This is a genomic window from Embleya sp. NBC_00896, from assembly GCF_045207785.1.
Taxonomy (GTDB): domain Bacteria; phylum Actinomycetota; class Actinomycetes; order Streptomycetales; family Streptomycetaceae; genus Embleya.
This window is the reverse complement of the sequence record NZ_CP108777.1, coordinates 2,466,031-2,482,271: the sequence shown is the minus strand read 5'-3', so window position 1 is coordinate 2,482,271 and position 16,241 is coordinate 2,466,031. Positions and strand designations below refer to the sequence as shown.

Sequence of the window (16,241 nt, the reverse complement as noted above, 5' to 3'; positions counted from 1 at the left end):
TCGCCGGCGGTGGCGACCGGGAACCCGACGCCCGGAATCGCTCCTCCCCGTTTGCCCCTTCGCGCCGGCGCCGGGCACGCCACTGGCGGATGTCCTGACGTTTCGTGCGCGGTACGCGGACGAGCGGGGACGGCTGATGCGCGCCGGCCGTCGAATCACGCGATGTTGTTGTCGGTGCCGGGTGACAGCGGTGGTCCCGTTCACTGTGCCCATGTCGGTGTCCAGGTCCCGGCCTCCGAGGGGTCGGGCCGCCGGGAGGAGAAGTGGTCGCGGAGCGCGGCGAGTGCCGGGTGCGGGTTGTCGCGGTGCCATACGAGTGAGTGCGGGTACACGGGTGTCGGGTCGCGCATGTCGATGCGCCGTAGACCGTGGTCGGCGGGCCAGGCAAGGCGTGTGTGCTCGCCGACGAAGGTGGCCAGTGAACGGGAGTCGGCGACGGTGTCCAGCACGGGCTCGGTGCCGAAGTCGGGGCTGGTGATCTCGATGGTGAGTGTGAACGCGGCGGCGAGGGCGTCGTAGTAGGCGGCCCACTCGGTTCCGGGGACGATGCCGGGCATCCAGATCCGGTGCCCGACGAGGTCGGCGGGCGAAACCGCGCGGGCGGCGGCGAGCTGGTGGGCCGGTCCGGTGAGGAGTTGGATGCGCTCGTCGAATACCCGGGCGGACTCGATGTCGTCGGGGAGTTGCCGGCCGGGCATGGTGACGGCGCGGAAGGACGCGTCGATGGTGCCGGACCGGATGGCGGCGACGGCCGCGTCGGCGTCGAAGAGGGTGACGACGTCGAGTTCGACGTCGGGACGCGCGCGATGGAAGTCACCCAGCAGGGTGGCCGGGGCGAGACGTCGGCCGATCACGTCGACGCGGAGCGCGCGGCGGCCGGGAGACACGGAGGCGATTGCCCGCGCTTCGGTCCTCAGGAGGTCGCGGGCGTGGGGCAGGAACGCCTGTCCGTCGATGGTGAGTTTCGCTCCTCGTGCGGTGCGGGTGAACAGCCGCACGCCGAGGGATTTCTCCAGCGCGGCGATCCGTTTGGAGACGGCCTGCTGGGTGATCGACAGTTCGGCGGCGACGTCTTGGAACCGCCCCGCTTCGGCGGCGGCCACGAAGGCGCGCACAGAGTTGAAGTCCACGCCGAGCATGCTAACGACACAACCCGTGGTTGTGCCTTCCTCGCTGATCGGTTGTTTGATCTCGCCGTCTGCCACACGATTTGATGCCGCTGGTCGACGCGTGGTTGTTCGAATCTGTGCGGGGTGTGGTCGGAATGTCGGGTGGGCGGGCGTTGGGGCGGCGGTTCGAGTGGTTGTGGGCGGCGTACGCGGTCAGCGCGTACGGCACGGCGCTGGGGTTCGGCGCGTTTCCCCTGATCGCGGTGATCGTGTTGGACAGCGGGCCGGCCGAGGTGGCGGCGCTGGCGGCTGCGGGGCGGGTGGTGGGGGCCGTGGTCGCGGTGCCGCTGGGTCCGTGGGTGGAGTTCCGCCGTAAGCGGCCGGTCATGGTGGCGATGGACCTGACGCGGTTCGCGGCGTTGATGAGCATCCCCGTGGCGTTCGCGTTCGGTCGGCTGGGCTTCGCGCAGCTTCTCGTCGTCGCGATCGTCGTCGCGGCGGCTGACATCGCCTTCAGGGCGGCGAGCGGCGCGTTCCTGAGGTCGCTCGTGCCGCCCGAGGACCTGCTGATCGCGAACGGCCGCTTCGAGTCGACGACATGGACCGCGACGGCGGTCGGACCACCGCTCGGCGGGGCCGCGATCGGGTTGTTGGGCCCGGTGACGACGGTGGTGGCCAACGCGGTCAGCTACCTGCTCTCGGCGCTGGGCCTGCGCGCCGTCGGCGGAACGGAGCCGCGCCCGGTGCGGACCGGCCCGCCCCGGATGCGTGCGGGCGACCTGGTCGAAGGATGGCGCCACATCCTCGCCGACCCCACCCTGCGGCCGCTGTTCCTCAACACGATCGTGTTCAACGGCCTGATCATGGCGTCCGAGCCGCTGCTCGCCGTACTCCTGCTCGGCCGGTTCGGGTTCGCGCCGTGGCAGTACGGCCTCGTGTTCGCGGCCCCGTGCGTGGGAGGGCTCGTCGGCGCGCGCATGACGCCCCACCTCGTGGCACGGTTCGGGCGGCACAAGGTGCTGCGCACCGCCGGCGTGCTGCGCGCGTGCTGGCCGCTCGGGCTGGCGTTCGTGGTTCCCGGCGTGCCCGGGATGGTCCTGATCATCGTCGTGCAACTCGGTCTGGTGACCTGTTGCGGTGTGTTCAACCCGGTGTCGGCCACCTACCGTCTCGAGCACATCGCACCGGACCGCATCGCCCGGACCCTGACCGCGTGGTCGATCAGCACCAGTACGGCCATCGCGGCCCTGACCGCCGCGTGGGGTCTGCTCGCCGTGGTCACCGGCTTGCGCACCGCGATCGCCGCCGCGGGGGTCCTCGTCCTGGCCACCCCGCTGCTGCTCCCACGACACGACCACTCGCCGCAACACGAAAGCACCGACCGGGCAGCACCGGAAAGAAGAACACCCGCGTGAGCACCGCCCCTGCGCTCGTCCCCACACACACCGCTCTGCTGGTCCTCGACTTCGCCCGAGCAGGGTGAGCACCCGCTCCGTCGTTCGGCCGCCTGCCGGGGTCAGGGCAGCAGGTCCTCGTGGTTGTGCACCACGAGCCAGCCCTGCGGGAAGCGTCGGACCACCGCCGTGTTGCGGATCCGCTCCGGGGCCGCGGTGGTGCCGTCGGCGGCCGGCGCGAAGTCGACCCGCAGCAGGTAGCGGGCCAGTGCGGTGTCCTCCCACACGTCGATGACCTCGTCGTGGGCGTGGATCCCGGCGACCACGGGCGCGCCCTCGCCCGTGGGACGCTGGGCGCGGACCCAGTCCAGGTCGGCCCGCCCGAACAGCAGCGGGGTCACCGCGGAGTCCCAGATCGTGGCCTCGGGATGGATGCGGCGGTCGATGCGTTCACGGTCGTGCGCGGTGAAGCCCGCGTAGATGTCGCACAGGGCGGCCCAGACCGCGGCGCGGTCCTCGGCCGAACCGGCCTCCCGATGGGCGGCGCGGGAGGGGTTGGAGTCGGTCATGGTGGGGTCGTTCCTCACTCTTGTGTCGAAAGCGCGTGTCGAAAGCACGTGTCGAAAGCACGTGTCGAAAGCGCCGTGTCTACGACAAACGCTGTGGTCGAAAGCGCTGCGGCGGAACCGCGAAACTACCGTGCCGGAACCACGAACTACCGTGTCGAAACCGTGAAATCGTCGCGAACGACGCGTCCGCCCTGCATGACGAAGGACAGCCGGCCCATGGCCGAGATGTCGCGGACGGGGTCGCCGTCGACGGCGACGAGGTCGGCGGTGAATCCCGGCGCGACCCGGCCGAGCCAGTCCGCGGCCCGGACGAGGCCGGCCGCGGTGGTGGACACCGACTGGAGCACGCGCAGGTTGTCGAGCCCGCCGCGGGCCATCAGGAACATCTCGTACACGGCGGCCGGCACCCCCTCCACCAGGTCGGCGGGTGGGATGTCGGTGCCGTTGACGAGCTGCACGCCCGCCGCGACCGCACGGCGGAAACTCTCCCGGTGCGGTTCGATCGCGTTTTGGGCGTTGGCGATGGATGCCTCGCCGAACCGGTTCTCGCGCATCCAGTCCGCCGAGTTGGTGACACACAGCGTCGGCGTCACGAACGCCTCGCGGTCCGCGAGCAACCGCGCGGTGTCGTCGTCGAGCGCGTACGCGTGCTCGAAGGAGCGCACGCCCTGGGCGAGTGCCTGGCGGATGGCCCGCGACTCGCCCGAGTGGGCGACGACGTAGGCGTCGTGCTCGTGCGCCGCGCGCACGGTGGCCGCGATCTCCTCGTCGCTCATCTCGGCGTGCTCGAAGTCCTCGCCCTCGCGGGCCAGCCCGGAGTTGATGAAGATCTTCAAGTGGTCCGCGCCGGCCGCGAGTTCGCCGAGGGCGGCGCGGCGGAAGCCGTCCGCTCCGGTGGCGTACGCGCAGTCGGCGCCCTCGCCGTGGCCGTGCGGCGTGGACAGCGCGCGTCCGGCGCCGAAGATGCGCGGCGCCCGGATCCAGCCGCGCCGGGCCGCGTCCCGCAGCACCAGGTCGATGCGGTTCTGCTCGTGGACACAGCGCAGCGTGGTGATGCCCGCCCGAAGCGCGTCCTCGGCGCGTTGCGCGGCCCGGAACGCGGTGAGCGCGGGGGATTCGTCCTCGCGCGTGTCCTCGAACGGGAACACGACGGACAGGTGCGTGTGGCACGAGATCAGTCCGGGCAGGAGGTGGCGTCCGCCGAGATCGTGGGCGTCGGCACCCGGCGGCAGCGCCGCCCGGATCTCGGCGATCAGGCCGTCCTCGATCCGTACGCTGCGATCGCGCAGCACCTCACCGGTGAGGACGTCGACGACGTGGGTGTTGGTCAGCCATCGAGCGCCGGTCACGCCGGTCACGCCGGTCACGCCGGTCACCCGACCTTCGTCAGGACCGGTGCGAGCACACCGCACGCGGCGCGCCGATCGGGGAGGAATTCGGCGAGCACGGGTTCGTCGACCGCGCACGCGTCCACCGCGACCGGACAGCGCGGGTGGAAGCGGCAACCGCCGGGCGGAAACGCCGGATCGGGCACGTCGCCGGGCAGGTCGACCGGCAGCTCTCCGCTGCCGTCGGCACGGGGTACGGCCTGGATCAGCGCCCTACTGTACGGGTGTCGCGGGTCGTCCCAGACCTGGTCGGTCGGGCCGCTCTCGACGACCGTGCCCAGGTACATGACCGCGACTTCGTCGGCGATCTGTCGCACGATCGACAGGTCGTGCGAGATGAAGAGCAGTCCGACCTCGCGTTCGCGGGCCAGGGAGAGCAGCAGGTTGGCGATGGAGGCCTGGGCGGACGCGTCCAGGGCCGCGATCGGCTCGTCGGCGACGATGCAGGCCGGGTCGGCGGCGAGCACGCGCGCGATGGCGATGCGCTGGCGTTGGCCGCCGGAGAATTCGTGCGGGTAGCGGTCGACGAACTCGGTCGGCAGTCCGACCCGGTCCAGGAGTTCGGCGGCACGGGTGCGTCCGCCTTGGCGCGTGCCGCCGCCCAGGACGACGGCGTCGGCGATCTGGTCGCCGACCCGGCGGCGGGGGTTCAGCGACGCGTACGGATCCTGGAACACCATCTGGAGGCCGCGCTGGTCGGTCGGCCGCGGGCGGCGCCCCAGCGGGGTGACGGGTCTGCCGTCGAATTCGACCGTGCCGGAGGCGGGCCGGAGCAGTCCGACGGCGGCCTTGCCGAGCGTCGACTTCCCGCAGCCGGACTCGCCGACGAGGCCGACCACCCGACCCGGCGCCACGCTCAGGTTCACCCCGGCCACGGCGCGCACCGGGCGCCGGCCGGCCGAGCGGTACGAGACGGTCAGGTCGGTCAGGCGCAGCCCGCCGCTGGTGGGGTCGGATCCGGTCATGGGGCGCTCACCTCGGGTACGGCGACGGCCAACGGGTCGATCGGGCAGGCGCCGGCGTGGGTCGGGGTCAAGGAGAGCAGCGTGGGGGTGTCCTCGCGGCAGCTCTGCTCGGCGTGCGGGCAACGGGGGTGGAACGCGCACCCGGCCGGGGCCTGGCCCAGCTTGGGCGGGGAGCCGGGGATGGGCAGCAGCGCGGCGGTGCCGCCGCCGGGGTGCGGCAGCGCGTCGAGCAGACCCCGTGTGTAGGGGTGACGCGGTGCGCGCAACACGTCGGCGCGCGGCCCGCTTTCGACGATGCGCCCGGCGTACATCACGCAGACCCGGTCGGCCAGCGCGGACATCACGCCCAGGTCGTGCGTGATGATCAGGACGGACAGGTCGTTCTCGCGGCGCAGTCGGTCGAGCAGTCGCAGGATGCCGGCCTGCACGGTGACGTCGAGCGCCGTGGTCGGTTCGTCGGCGAGCAGCAGCGCGGGGTCGCAGGCCAGCGCGATGGCGATGGCGATGCGTTGGCGCATGCCGCCGGAGAACTGGTGCGGGTAGCGGCCGAGCGCGGTTTCGGGATCGGGGATGCGTACGGTGGCCAGCAGTTCGACCGCGCGCGCGTTCGCGGCGCGCTTGTCGAGCTTCTTGTGGTGGCGCAGGTGTTCGGTGAGTTGCTTGCCGATGGTCAGCATCGGGTGCAGTGACGTCATCGGGTCCTGGAACACCATGGCGACGCGGTTCCCGCGCAGATCCCTGACCTGGCGCGGCGTCATCTCCAGCACGTCGTCGCCGTCCACGAGCATGCGACCGGTCGCACTGCCGCCGTGCGGGAGCAGGCCGAGCAGGGCGAGCGCGGTCATGGTCTTGCCGGAGCCGCTCTCGCCGGCGAGGCCGACGATCTCGCCGCGGCGCACCGTCAGGTCGACGCCGTCGAGTGCCCGCAGGCGCTCGCCGTCGGGGCCCGGCAGCTCGACGACGAGGTCGCGGATGTCGAGCACGGGCCCGGCCGGCTGCTTGGTCGAGGTCTTGTTCATGGTCGTCACCCTCGGATGGCCCGTGCGGTACGGGGGTCGAGTGCGTCCCGGAGGGTGTCGCCGAGGAAGTTGAACGCGAGCACCGACAGGAGGATCGCCAGGCCGGGGAAGACCCCGACCCACCACGAGTCGAAGTTCTGCGCGCCCGCGTTGACCATGGCGCCCCATTCGGCGGTCGGCGGTTGCGCGCCCAGGCCGAGGAAGGACAGTCCGGACAGCAGGAGGACGGCGTTGCCCAGGTCGAGTGCGGCCAGGACCGCCACCGGGCCCGCCAGGTTCGGGCGCAGGTCGACGGACAGGGTGCGCCACCCGGACGCGCCGAGCAGGCGCCCGGCCTGGACGAAGTCGGACTGGCGCAGGGTGAGCACGAGTCCGCGCACGACCCGCGCGTAGGTCGGCCAGCTCACCACCACGACGGCCAGGACGGCGTTGGTGAGGTTGGGGCCCAGGGCCGCGACCACGGCCATCGCCAGGATGATCCCGGGGAAGGCCAGGACCAGGTCCGCGCAGCGCATGATCAGCATGTCGATCCACCCGCCGAAGTACCCGGCGATCGCGCCGAGCACGGTGCCGATGGTCATCGACAGGACGACGAGCAACAGCGCGAGGGGCAGCGAGACCCGCGTTCCGTGGATGACGCGCGAGAGCACGTCGCGTCCCAGCTGATCGGTGCCGAACCAGTGCTCGCCGGAAGGCCCTTGGAACTTGGGCGCGTTCTGCGCGAGCGGATCCTCGGGGGCGAGCACGGAGGCGAACACGGCCGCGATCAGGAACATCGCGAGGATGGTCAGGCCGGTGACGGCCAGCGGGCTGCGCCAGACCGACTTGCGGCCGGTGCGGCGCTTTCGAGGCTTGGCGGGCGGGTCTTGATCGGGCCGGCGGGATCCGAGCCGGTCGCCCAGGAAGATGCGCGTGGCGTTCACGAGATTCTGATCCTCGGGTCGATGACCCCGTAGAGCAGGTCCACGAGGAGGTTGATCACGACGTACACGACGGCCACGACCAGGCAGACGCCCATGATGGACGGCAGATCGAGGTTGAGCGCGCTGCGGTACGCGTACTGGCCCAGGCCCGGCCAGGAAAAGACGCTCTCGACCAGAACGGTGCCCGCGAGCATGCCGCCGAAGGTCAGCCCGGCGACGGTGAGGATCGAGGTCAGCGCGGGCCTGAGCACGTGCCGGCGGATCACGGTCGTCTCGGGCAGGCCCTTGGCCCGGGCGGCGCGTACGTAGTCGTTGCCGAGGGCTTCCAGGACCGCCGCGCGGGTGAACCGGGTGAGCACGCCGACGTTGAACGCGGCGAGCACGCTCGCGGGCAGGACCAGTCGGGAGGCGGCGTCGTTGAAGGTCGCGAAGTCGCCGCCCAGCAGCGCGTCCACGGTGTACAGGCCGGTGATGTCGCCCGGTGGTTCGGCCCCGGGTGGCAGCCGTCCGCCGGCCGGGAACCAGCCGAGTTGGTAGAAGAAGACGTAGAACACGACCAGGGCCAGCCAGAACACGGGCACCGACACGCCGGCGAGGCTGATCACCCGGATGATCTGGTCCGGCCAGCGGTCGCGGGTGACGGCGGCGACCACGCCCATGGTGACGCCCAGGGCGAGCGCCAGGACGATCGCGACCAGGGCGAGTTCCACGCTCGCCGGCACGTACTGGTCCAGGTCGTCCCACACGGGGCGGTGGGTCTGCTGGGAGGTGCCCAGGTCGCCGTTCAGGAGGTTGCCCAGGTACGTGAAGTACTGCGACGGCAGCGAGTCGTTGAGGCCGTTCTTCTCCTTGAAGGCGGCCACCGCGGCAGGGTCGCCCAGGGCGCGCTGGCCCAGGTTGGCGGCGACCGGATCACCGGGCACGGCGTGCGTGAGCGCGAACGCGAGCATCGTGATGCCCAGGCACAGCAGCAGGCCCACGGAGAGCCGGATCAGGACGAAGCGTGCGAAGGGGTGGCTGCGGCGGGAGGCCGGTGCCCCGGGGCCGGGGGCCGCGCCCGGGGAGGGCGCGGCCGACGGCGGGGTGCTGCGGCCGGTGGTGGGGTCAGCCGAGCTTGTCGACATCGATGTACCAGATCGGGTTGTAGTGCAGGTTCTTGACCGAGTTGGCGGCCGCGATCACCTGTGCGGGCTGGAGCAGGGGGATGAACGGTCCGGTCTTGTTCATCGCCTCCTGCATCTGTCGGTAGAGCTGGACCCGCTGCGCGTCGGTGGTCGCGGTCTTGGCCTGCTGCGCGAGCGCGGTGACCTCTGCGTTGCCGCCCGGCTTCCAGCCGGCGCGCAGGCCGACCAGTTCACCGGGGGCGAAGGCGAGGTAGTCGCTGGCGTCCGGGTAGTCGGCCTGCCACCACCACAGGCCCATCGCCTCGGAGCCCTTGCGGTACGACTCCAGGGCGGTCTGGGTGGGGGCCGGCTTGAGGTTGATCGTGATGCCGACCTCCTTGAGGTTGGCCTGCACGCGGGCACCGAGGTCACCGAAGTTGATGCCGTTGATGGTGACGTCGGAGGCGTAGTAGAGGTCCACGCTCGGGTTGTTCAGTCCGGCGCGGGCGAGCGCGGCCTTGGCGCGCGGGATGTCGCGCGCGATCGCGGCGGCCGGGTCCAGGGCACCGGTGAAGAAGCTCGGGACGACACCCGCGGCCTGGGCGGAACCGGCTCCGGCGACGTCGAGCAGGCCCTTGTAGTCGACGCCGTAGCGAACGGCTTCCTGGAAGTCCTTGTTCGAGGTGATCGGTGAGACGGCCGGGTCGTCGTTGGCGAACAGGAACGCCGTGGTGGGGGTCGGCTTGGTGAGCACCTGCGCCTGACCCTTGACCTTGGTCGCCTGGTCGGGGGACATGTCCAGGGACACCTGGCTCGCACCCTGGAGGATGTTGAGCTGCTGGGTGTTGGCCGGCACGTTGCGCACCACGACCTTGGCGTACTTGGGCTTGGCACCCCAGTAGTTGTCGTTGCGGGTCAGTACGACCTCGGTGCCGACGTCGTACTTGGTGATCCGGTACGGGCCGCTGCCCTGGGAGTCGCCGTTGAGGTACTGCTCGGCCTTGTCGCCCTGGTCCGCGCCGGGGGCGTCGGTGCCGCCGTGGGCCGTGACCGTCTTGGAGTTGACGATGCCCAGCGCGGGGGTGGCGAGGCGGAACGGCAGGGCGGGGTCGGCGGCTTCGGTGGTCAGCACGACCGTGTGCTCGTCCTTCGCGGCGACCGTGACCCCGTCGAGCAGGAACGCCGGGTTGCCCTTGATGTTCTTGACCCGGTTGAACGAGAAGACGACGTCCTTGGCGGTCACCGGCGAGCCGTCGGAGAACTTGGCCTCCGGGCGCAGCGGGAAGGTGAACGTCTTGGCGTCGGGCGCGGCCTCGAACGAGGCGGCGAGCAGCGGCACGGGCTTGGTCACGTCGCCGTTGTCGAAGGTCAGCAGGGTGTCGTAGACCGGCCGGGTGACCAGGATGCCGGTGGGCTCGAACGTCCGCCCGGGGTCGGCGGTCTTGAGGCTGAACGACGTGTCGACGACGAGGGTGTCGCCGCCCGCGCCGGCGGAGGACTTGTCGGCCCCACCGCAGGCGGTGAGCATCAAGGCTGCCGCGACGGTGACCGCGAGCGGACCGGAGGCCCGTCGTACGACCTGGCTTGGACTGGCCTTGATGGGGTGATTGGCCCGCATGGTGCACCTTCCTCAAGGCACTCGACCGACTTGGGACGGAAGTCGAGTGTTTGATGTGGCTGAACGGTGGGGCTGAACGTAAGGGTGTCCGAGTTCGACGGTCAAGACTTTTCTCGACGTCTCGCCGCAGGCGGGTCCGATTGTCTGCGCCCGGTGATCGAACATCGACGAACAGCGACGATTCGACGGCCGAATAGCGATCCGATGCCTGGTCAGAGGAGACATTTGCGTACGGTGGCCATCGCGCAGAGCGACGAATGAGCCGGGGACGGAACGGACTTCCCGGGTGCGTTCGATCCGATCGAGTCCCCGCGAAGGGGGTCTTGACGGGCATGCGCCGGCACGCCTAGTTTCCCCCCGAAGCGTTCAATCACACTGAACACACCAGCACGCACAAGCTAGGATTCGCGGGTCAAGCGTGGGCGGCACCAAATCGAGCAAGGACCACACGATGCTGGGTGACCGACTGCGCTCTCTGCGCCAGGCGCATGATCTGACACTGCGTCAGTTGGCGGCGCGGGCCGGGGTTTCGGCGGGCATGCTCAGCCAGTTGGAGAACGGCGCGGCGGAACCGAGCCTGGCCACACTGCGCAAGCTCGCCCAGGTCTTCGACACCTCCATCGCCACGTTGTTCGACGATCCGGACATGCCCCGAGTGGTGGTCACCACCCGGGAGCAACGCATGCGGCTCGGTGCGGCCCGAGAGCACATCACGTACACCAGGCTCACGCCCGGATCGGGTGATCTGGAGGTGCTGGAGGCGCACATCGAACCCGGCCAGGTCTCCTCCGACGAGCCCTACGGACATCCCTCCACGGAATGCGCCACCGTGCTCGCCGGCCGCCTCGACGTCGAGGTCGACGGCCACGTCCACCACCTGGGCGAAGGGGACGCGATCACCTTCGACTCACGCCTGCGGCACCGGTTCGCCAACCCGTACGACGAACCCGCCCGGCTGCTGCTCGCGGTCACACCGCCGATGCCGTAGCGCGCGGGCAGCCGCCCGGATCCCGGTTTGTGCCCCGGAAAGGACCGAGGGCATGGACCGCCACACCGTCGATTGGCACGGCTACATACCGGCCGTGACCACCCCGTTCACGGCACAGGGCGAACTCGAACTGCGCGCGTGGGACGAACAGTTGGAATGGTTCGCCGCCGAGCGACTCGACGGTGTCGTGATCGCGGGCACCACCGGCGAGTGGTACACGCTCACCGCGACCGAACGCGCGGCGCTGTTCACCCGCGCGGCCCGGCAGGTCAGGGGACGCTACACCCTGCTCGGTGGATGCAACGCCTACACCGCGGGCGAGTCGATCGGCCACGCCCGTGCCGCCCGCGAGGCCGGACTCGACGGCATCCTGCTCACCCCACCGCCGTACGTGGTGCCCAACTCCCGCGAGACGGTGGAGTTCTACCGCGAGGTGTCGGCCGGCGTGGACATCCCGATCTGCGTGTACAACTGGCCGCGCGGCACCGGCCTGGACCTGGACACCGAAACGCTGTCGGCGCTGGCCGACGTCCCCGGCGTCGTCGCCGTCAAGAACTCCACCGGCGACTTCGGCGCCTTCGTGCGGGCACTGGTCGCCCTGCGCGAACGCGTGCGCTGCTTCGGCATCACCACCGACGAGGTCGGAGCGGCCCTGATGCGCGGCATCGGCGGCGACGGCCTGATGGGCGCCGGCGCGGTGCTCGGCCGCGACCATCCCGCCTTCTTCACCCATCTCGCCGCCGACGACCTGGACGCCGCCCTGGCCGTCGGCGCCCGCGACCGGGTGCTGATGCGGGCGTGGTTCAACCGCGACTACGGACCGCGCTTCGCGAACGCACCCGCCATCCTCAAGTACGCGCTCACCCTGCGCGGCATCCCCGCCGGGCACCCTCGACGCCCGCTGCTCCCCCTCACCGCCGGCGAGCGCGAACGCGTGCGCGCGACGATGGCCGAACTCGGGCTCGTGCCCTGATGGAGAGCCACGACGTGCTCGTCGTCGGCGGCGGGCTGCTCGGCTGCGCCCTGGCCTACCACCTCGCCCGTGCCGGGGCGACGGTCCTGCTGATCGAGAAGGACCAGCTCAACCGACACGCGTCCGGCCAGAACGCGGGCAGTCTGCACTTCCAACTCGAATACCGGATGATCCGGCACGGCCGGCACGTCGCGGAACGCGCGGCCGAGGCCCTGCCCCTGCACCTGGACGCGATGCGGTCGTGGGAGAGCCTGGAGGACGAACTCGGCGAACCCTGCGGGGTACGCCGCAAGGGCGGCCTCATGCTCGCCGAATCGCCCGACCAGATGGCGCTTTTGGCCGAGAAGGCCGCACTCGAGACGGCCCGCGGGCTCGACGTCGAACTCCTCGACGCCCCGGCCACCCACCGACTCGCCCCCTACCTGTCCGACCGCGTCGTCGGCGCCACCTGGTGTCCCGGCGAGGGCAAGGCCAACCCCCGCCTGGCCACCCACGCCTACGCGCGGGCCGCGGGCCGGTTCGGGGCCCGGATCCGGGCGGCCACCCGGCTCACCGCGCTGCGCCACGACGGCCGGCGATGGCTCGCGGACACCGAGCCGGGGCCGCGCGTCGCCGCCTCCGCCGTCGTCGCCGCGGCCGGAATCTGGACCGGCGAGGTCGCCGCGATGGCCGACATCCGCCTGCCCGTGGTGCCGGTGGCCCTGTCCATGGCGGTCACCGCCGCCGCGCCGCCGCTCGTGCCCCACCTGATCCAGCACGCCGGACGCCGGCTCTCGCTCAAGCAGACGGACGAGGGCAACATCCTGGTCGGCGGCGGGTGGCCCGCCAAGTTCGTCCAGCACGCCGGCGCGCTCGACCTGGACGCCCGCCCCGAACCCCGCCTGGACTCCGTCTTCGGGAGCGCCGACGCCGCCCGGGTGGTACCCGCCGTACAACGCCTGCCGGTCCTGCGGATCTGGACGGGGGCGACCTCGCTGACCCCCGACCAACTCCCGATCCTGGGCGCGGTGCCGCGCCGGCCCGGCTTCTACGTGGCCACCGGCGGCTCGGGCTTCACCCTCGGGCCGACGTACAGCCGCCTCCTCGCGGAACTGATCCTCGGCGAGAGCACCGCGCTGCCCATCGACGACTACTCTCCCGCACGATTCGGGTCGGTGAACTTTGTCTGACCTCGGCACACCCCACGCCGACACACCCGTCACGCTCGACGGCCGGCGCACGTCGCTGCCCGGCGGGCGCTCCCTCGCCGCCGCCCTCATCGCGATCGGACACCCCGCCACCCGACTCGACCGGGCCGGCCGCCCGCGCGGTCCCTACTGCGCCATGGGCGTCTGCTTCGAGTGCGCGGTCACCGTCGACGGTGTTCCACTCGTCCGCGCGTGCCAGGAACCGGTACGCGCCGGCATGTGCGTCGAGACCGGCACGACGCCCGATCGTGCACATCCCGGGGCGACGCGGACCCGAGGAACCCCAACCCCGGGCAACGAAACGGGGGATGCCCCCGTGCCGGGCGACGCGGTGGAATCCCCCGGAACCGGAGAATCGACGATGAGCGAGCGCTGGGACCTCGTCGTGGTCGGCGCCGGGCCCGCCGGCCTCGCCGCCGCCGTGACGGCGGCCCGACACGGCACCCGCGTCCTGGTCGTCGACGAACAGGCCCGGCCCGGCGGGCAGATCTGGCGGCGGCCCGACCCCGCCTCGCCCGGCCCCGACCCGCTGGCGGCCCACGCGTACGCGGCGGGACGCGCTCTCCTGGCCGAAGCCGCCGCTACTTCGGGCATCACCTTCCGGCACGGCACCACCGCCTGGGGCGTCTTCGGCACCAGGACGACCCCCGACGGCTTCGCGGCGCCCGGCTCACCCGTGCCCGCCGGCCCGCGGCTCGCGGTCCACGGCCCCGCCGGTGTGCAGGTGCTGCTGCCTCGCGCACTGCTGCTCACCGCCGGCGCGTACGACCTGCCGGTGCCGTATCCCGGCTGGACCCTGCCGGGAGTGCTGACCGTCGGCGGTATCCAGGCGCTGCTCAAGGGCCATCGCACGCTCGCCGGGCGGCGCGTGGTGCTCGCCGGGTCCCACCCGCTGCTGATCGTGGTCGCCGCGCAACTGGTCCACGCCGGTGCCGAGGTGGCGGAGGTGGCGTTCGCCCAACGACCGCCCGGTCCGGGCGTGTTGGCCCGCGCGCTCGGGGCGTTGGCCGGCAACGGCCCCAAGGTCGCCGAGGGCATCGCCGCGTTGCGCACGCTCCGTCGCGCCGGCGTCCCCGTGCGCACCGGGACCGTCGTCGTGCGCGCGCGAGGCGAGGACCGGGTGACCGGGGCGGTCCTCGCCCGGGTCGACCGCGACTGGCGGGTGGAATCGGGCACCGAACGCCACGTGCCGTGCGACGCGATCGGCACCGGCTTCGGTTTCGTGCCCTCCACCGAACTCGCCCGCCAGGCGGGATGCGAGGCGACCTGGAACGGCCCCGCGGGCGGCTGGGTACTGGTCCACGACGAGGCGATGCGCACCAGCCTGCCCGACATCTGGGCGGCCGGGGAACTCACCGGTGTCGCGGGCGCGGAACACGCCGTCGCCACGGGCCGCCGCGCGGCGCTCGACATCTGCCGAAGTCTGGGCGTCGTCGACGGGGCCGCGCTCGATCGCGAACTGCGCACGGCGCGTCGCGAGGTGGCCGCCACCGGGCGGATGGCCGAGCTCCTCGACCGCACGTGTGCGCCCGACCGTGCCGCGCTGACCGAACTCGCCGACGATGACACCCAGTTGTGCCGCTGCGAGGAGGTGACGTTCGGTCGGATCCGTTGCGCGGTGCGGGACAATCCGCCCCAGGCCACCGCGGACGCGATCAAACTGCTCACTCGCGCGGGCATGGGGCCGTGCCAGGGCCGCATGTGCGGACCCGCGCTGACCGCGTTGTTGCAGCGGGAGACGGGCGTCGCCCCCGCCGGAATCGGCCCCCTGGCGGCCCGTGCTCCGGTCAAGCCGATCCCCATGGAGGCCCTCGCACGCGCCCACGACGACCTCCCCTGAGCCTCGCCCCTCGGGCGGCCGGCGCTTCCCGGCGGCCGTGGAGCAACGCGCCTTCGTACAACGGGGGTTCGAGCGTGTCCATTGGACTACGAGGCGTCGAAGACGCCGACCTGCTCGGGGCACCGCGGACTCGCGCCCGAACTGGGGCACCGCGCCCGAACTTCGGTCGCGCGTGGCGATTTACCGATCCCGACAATAGGATCCGGCAAAACGTGATCACCGGGTCACCCTCCGATCGCGTCCGTTGGGAACCCCCGGGACCGAAGGAGAGCTGTGCCGCCCACCCCGTCGACAGCGTCCGACGCTCGCGAGATGCTCACCGCGCCGGGGTGGGGCGTCCGGTGGTTCTCGGTTCGTACCGTAGATTCCTACGCCGACCTGAGCGTCGCGCTGTACGACGTCGTGGCCGATTCGATGCCCGTGATCACCGTCGTCGGCGGCGCGGCAGGGGCCGGCAAGGCGACGGCCGCGGACCAGGCGGTATACGAAGAAATCCTTTTGAGCGCCGCGAGATTCGGAGCGGCGGTGTTCTTCGGGGGTACCGACTCCGGCTGCCTCAAGGAAGTCGGCGAGGCCAAGCGCCGGTTGTTCGCCGAGGGCCGACTGGGTGGGGCCGACGCCCCGCTGATCGGTGTCGTGGCGAAGGGCACGGTGGCCTATCCCGGAACGCTCTACGATCCGAACAAGAAGGCGCCCCTACAACCCGACCAAGACCTGATCCTCGTTGTGCCGGGCGAGGATTTCGGTGACGAATCCTGGGCACTGGCACAGGCCGGTCGGCTCCTGTCCCGGACAGAGGGCTCCGCCACGGTGCTCATCAACGGTGGTGGGATCACCGTGCAGGACGCGACACATCGAGTCCGGGACATGACCGAGAACGGCCGGCCGGTCGAGGATCAGATCCTCTTGGCCTACCGAGGTTCCGGGCGCGCGGCCGACGACATCATCGCGGCGTCGGAGAATGGCGGGGGACACCAGGATCCCAGGATCAACGCCATCGGCACGCACGCACAGACCCGGGCCTTCGACACGGCAGCCGACCTCCGACGGCAACTGCACGCGCACTTCACAGCCGCCGGTCAGGCGGCACACGAACCGGGCGAACCGAGAACGGCCCGTAGGGCGCCGGAAGTCGCCGTCCCGACCGTTTCGCTCCCGACGCCGT

General features: G+C 71.6%; 13 protein-coding genes and 1 pseudogene. 6 read left to right on the top strand and 8 right to left on the bottom strand.

From position 1 onward, the window contains the following. Positions 1-200: 200 nt before the first annotated feature. Positions 201-1,139 (bottom strand): LysR family transcriptional regulator, encoded by a 939-nt coding sequence (locus tag OG928_RS44455; protein ID WP_331767712.1) that lies wholly within the window; start codon positions 1,137-1,139, stop codon positions 201-203. Between the two features lie 125 nt (positions 1,140-1,264). On the opposite strand from OG928_RS44455, the gene OG928_RS44450 reads away from it, so the two are divergent. After that, entirely contained in the window at positions 1,265-2,524 is a 1,260-nt protein-coding gene (locus tag OG928_RS44450; protein ID WP_331767711.1) for an MFS transporter, read from the top strand. A 101-nt stretch (positions 2,525-2,625) separates the two neighbouring features. On the opposite strand, the gene OG928_RS44445 is transcribed toward OG928_RS44450, so the two are convergent. The 7 genes from OG928_RS44445 to OG928_RS44415 all read right to left on the bottom strand — a co-directional run bounded on the left by OG928_RS44445 (position 2,626) and on the right by OG928_RS44415 (position 10,088). Further along, positions 2,626-3,072 (bottom strand): DUF4440 domain-containing protein, encoded by a 447-nt coding sequence (locus OG928_RS44445; protein WP_331767710.1) that lies wholly within the window; start codon positions 3,070-3,072, stop codon positions 2,626-2,628. A 146-nt stretch (positions 3,073-3,218) separates the two neighbouring features. Beyond that, on the bottom strand, positions 3,219-4,448 hold the full coding sequence (locus tag OG928_RS44440; RefSeq protein ID WP_331767709.1) for an amidohydrolase family protein: 1,230 nt from the start codon (positions 4,446-4,448) through the stop codon (positions 3,219-3,221). After that, positions 4,445-5,425 carry an ABC transporter ATP-binding protein gene (locus tag OG928_RS44435; RefSeq protein ID WP_331767708.1) on the bottom strand — a complete coding sequence of 327 codons (981 nt, stop codon included), beginning with the start codon at positions 5,423-5,425 and terminating at the stop codon, positions 4,445-4,447. Before OG928_RS44435 ends, OG928_RS44440 begins: the two co-directional genes overlap by 4 nt. Then, complete coding sequence (locus OG928_RS44430) at positions 5,422-6,444, bottom strand: ABC transporter ATP-binding protein (protein ID WP_331767707.1); 1,023 nt, start codon at positions 6,442-6,444, stop codon at positions 5,422-5,424. The genes OG928_RS44435 and OG928_RS44430 overlap by 4 nt, the downstream gene beginning before the upstream one ends. A gap of 5 nt (positions 6,445-6,449) precedes the next feature. Beyond that, positions 6,450-7,367, bottom strand: coding sequence for an ABC transporter permease (locus tag OG928_RS44425; RefSeq protein ID WP_331767706.1), 918 nt, complete (start codon positions 7,365-7,367; stop codon positions 6,450-6,452). Further along, a complete protein-coding gene (locus OG928_RS44420) occupies positions 7,364-8,491 on the bottom strand; it encodes an ABC transporter permease (RefSeq protein ID WP_331767705.1) in 1,128 nt (375 codons plus the stop codon). The genes OG928_RS44425 and OG928_RS44420 overlap by 4 nt, the downstream gene beginning before the upstream one ends. Then, complete coding sequence (locus tag OG928_RS44415; protein ID WP_331767704.1) at positions 8,472-10,088, bottom strand: ABC transporter substrate-binding protein; 1,617 nt, start codon at positions 10,086-10,088, stop codon at positions 8,472-8,474. The genes OG928_RS44420 and OG928_RS44415 overlap by 20 nt, the downstream gene beginning before the upstream one ends. Before the next feature lie 418 nt (positions 10,089-10,506). On the opposite strand from OG928_RS44415, the gene OG928_RS44410 reads away from it, so the two are divergent. From OG928_RS44410 to OG928_RS44390, 5 genes and pseudogenes are all read left to right on the top strand, one after another. After that, positions 10,507-11,076 (top strand): helix-turn-helix domain-containing protein, encoded by a 570-nt coding sequence (locus OG928_RS44410; RefSeq protein ID WP_406291861.1) that lies wholly within the window; start codon positions 10,507-10,509, stop codon positions 11,074-11,076. 52 nt (positions 11,077-11,128) lie between these two features. Then, positions 11,129-12,049: a dihydrodipicolinate synthase family protein gene (locus OG928_RS44405; protein WP_331767702.1), complete on the top strand. Its 921-nt coding sequence runs from the start codon at positions 11,129-11,131 to the stop codon at positions 12,047-12,049. Next, on the top strand, positions 12,049-13,218 hold the full coding sequence (locus tag OG928_RS44400) for an FAD-binding oxidoreductase (protein WP_331767701.1): 1,170 nt from the start codon (positions 12,049-12,051) through the stop codon (positions 13,216-13,218). The genes OG928_RS44405 and OG928_RS44400 overlap by 1 nt, the downstream gene beginning before the upstream one ends. Then, positions 13,211-15,076, top strand: a complete 1,866-nt coding sequence (locus OG928_RS44395) for an FAD-dependent oxidoreductase (protein ID WP_331767700.1) — start codon at positions 13,211-13,213, stop codon at positions 15,074-15,076. The genes OG928_RS44400 and OG928_RS44395 overlap by 8 nt, the downstream gene beginning before the upstream one ends. A gap of 312 nt (positions 15,077-15,388) precedes the next feature. Continuing rightward, positions 15,389-15,982, top strand: a pseudogene (locus OG928_RS44390) (hypothetical protein); the annotation flags it as partial. Positions 15,983-16,241 lie beyond the last annotated feature (259 nt).

What these genes read in the sequence shown, in the direction of transcription:
- OG928_RS44455 (WP_331767712.1), bottom strand. Translation starts at nt 1,139, where the DNA reads ATGCTCGGCGTGGACTTCAACTCTGTGCGCGCCTTCGTGGCCGCCGCC.
- OG928_RS44450 (WP_331767711.1), top strand. Translation starts at nt 1,265, where the DNA reads ATGTCGGGTGGGCGGGCGTTGGGGCGGCGGTTCGAGTGGTTGTGGGCG.
- OG928_RS44445 (WP_331767710.1), bottom strand. Translation starts at nt 3,072, where the DNA reads ATGACCGACTCCAACCCCTCCCGCGCCGCCCATCGGGAGGCCGGTTCG.
- OG928_RS44435 (WP_331767708.1), bottom strand. Translation starts at nt 5,425, where the DNA reads ATGACCGGATCCGACCCCACCAGCGGCGGGCTGCGCCTGACCGACCTG.
- OG928_RS44430 (WP_331767707.1), bottom strand. Translation starts at nt 6,444, where the DNA reads ATGAACAAGACCTCGACCAAGCAGCCGGCCGGGCCCGTGCTCGACATC.
- OG928_RS44420 (WP_331767705.1), bottom strand. Translation starts at nt 8,491, where the DNA reads ATGTCGACAAGCTCGGCTGACCCCACCACCGGCCGCAGCACCCCGCCG.
- OG928_RS44415 (WP_331767704.1), bottom strand. Translation starts at nt 10,088, where the DNA reads ATGCGGGCCAATCACCCCATCAAGGCCAGTCCAAGCCAGGTCGTACGA.
- OG928_RS44405 (WP_331767702.1), top strand. Translation starts at nt 11,129, where the DNA reads ATGGACCGCCACACCGTCGATTGGCACGGCTACATACCGGCCGTGACC.
- OG928_RS44400 (WP_331767701.1), top strand. Translation starts at nt 12,049, where the DNA reads ATGGAGAGCCACGACGTGCTCGTCGTCGGCGGCGGGCTGCTCGGCTGC.